This window comes from Actinomycetospora sp., from assembly GCF_055612215.1.
The window spans coordinates 1-1,892 of the sequence record NZ_JBVPVA010000735.1 but is presented as its reverse complement, the minus strand read 5'-3'; the positions used below and the strand labels follow the sequence as shown (position 1 = coordinate 1,892).

The window sequence follows — 1,892 nt, the reverse complement described above, 5'->3', positions numbered from 1 at the left end:
CATGAGCCAGACCGCGGTGCTTCCCGACGTCCGCCCGGAGGGCACGGACCGCACGAACGACGACGACCCGAAGGTCTTCCACTACGTCCGCAAGGACAAGGTGGCCGAGAGCGCCGTCATGGGCTCGATGGTCGTCGCCCTGTGCGGGGAGACCTTCCCGGTGACGCGCTCGCCGAAGCCCGGGTCGCCCGTGTGCCCCGCGTGCAAGGAGATCTTCGCCAAGCTCCCCCGCGGTGGTGGCGACGGCGACGAGTGAGGCCCGTCCTCCACTCGTCCGCAGCCCCGCACGGACCGTCCCCGCGGTCCGGCCTGCCCGGCGCCTGACGCCGGGTGTCCCTGGCCACGTCCCGCCCCGGAGGGTCATGACCACGCGCGCGCCCCGCAGGAACCCCGCCCCCCGCCCGGGGGCGGACGGTCCGGCACCGTCCGCACCGCCCCTGCGCCAGTGGCAGCGCCGCGCGCTCACCCGCTACCTGGCCGAACGGCCGAAGGACTTCCTCGCGGTCGCGACACCGGGCGCGGGCAAGACGACGTTCGCCCTGAAGGTCGCGGCGGAGCTGCTCGGGGACCGGTCGGTCGACACCGTGACGATCGTCTGCCCGACCGAGCACCTGAAGTACCAGTGGGCACAGGCGGCCACGCGCGTCGGCATCGCGATCGACCCCGAGTACTCGAACTCGGTCGGGAGGATGTCGGCCGACTTCCAGGGCGTCGCCGTGACCTACGCCCAGGTCGCCGCGCACCCGGTGCTGCACATGAACCGCACCGAGGGCCGTCGCACCCTGGTGATCTTCGACGAGATCCACCACGCCGGGGACGCGAAGAGCTGGGGCGAGGCCACGCGGGAGGCCTTCGGCGGGGCGACGCGGCGCCTGGCGCTCACCGGCACCCCGTTCCGCTCGGACGACAGCCCGATCCCCTTCATCACGTACGAGCCCGACTCCGCCGGGGCCCTGCGCTCGCGGGCCGACCACTCGTACGGCTACGCCGACGCCCTGGCCGACGGCGTGGTGCGGCCGGTGGTCTTCCTCGCCTACTCCGGGCAGGCCAGCTGGCGGACGAGCGCCGGCGAGGAGATGACGGCCCGCCTCGGGGAGCCGCTGACCGCCGAGCAGACCTCGCGGGCGTGGAAGACCGCCCTCGACCCCAAGGGCGACTGGATGCCCGCGGTTCTGCAGGCCGCGGACACCCGCCTGACGCAGCTGCGCACCGGGGGCATGGCTGACGCCGGCGGGCTCGTCATCGCCACCGACCACACCACGGCCAAGGCCTACGCGAAGACCCTCGGACAGATTGCCGGCGAGGAACCCGTCGTCGTGCTCTCCGACGACCCCAAGGCCTCCGGGCGCATCGCGGCCTTCGGGGCGTCGAACGACCGGTGGCTGGTCGCGGTCCGGATGGTCAGCGAGGGCGTCGACGTCCCGCGGCTCGCCGTCGGGGTCTACGCCACGAGCGCGTCCACGCCGCTGTTCTTCGCCCAGGCGGTGGGCCGCTTCGTGCGGTCGCGACGGGCGGGGGAGACGGCGTCGGTGTTCCTGCCCAGCGTGCCGACCCTGATGCTCCACGCCGGCGAGCTGGAGGTCGAGCGCGACCACGCCCTCGACCGCCCGCGTGCCGCCGACGACGGCGACCTGTGGTCGCCCGAGGACGCCCTGGTCGCGGCGGCGGGCCGCCCGGAGCAGGCGTCCGGCGACCAGGACCTGCTGCCGTTCGAGGCGCTCGAGGCGCAGGCCGAGTTCGACCGCGTGCTGTTCGACGGCGGCGAGTTCGGCACCGCGGCGCTCGTCGGCAGCGAGGAGGAGCAGGACTACCTCGGGCTGCCCGGGCTGCTCGAGCCCGAGCAGGTGGCGGTCCTGCTGCGCCAGCGCCAGGACGCCCAGCAGAAGGGCCGC

Annotated in this window: 2 protein-coding genes; both read left to right on the top strand. The window is 74.4% G+C overall.

Going from position 1 to position 1,892, the window contains the following annotated elements; all coding sequences use genetic code 11:
• Position 1: 1 nt before the first annotated feature.
• Entirely contained in the window at positions 2-256 is a 255-nt protein-coding gene (locus AC0CYZ_RS20055; protein ID WP_472218519.1) for a DUF3039 domain-containing protein, read from the top strand.
• A 106-nt stretch (positions 257-362) separates the two neighbouring features.
• The coding region (locus AC0CYZ_RS20050; protein ID WP_472218517.1) for a DEAD/DEAH box helicase at positions 363-1,892 on the top strand (1,530 nt) is incomplete at its 3' end.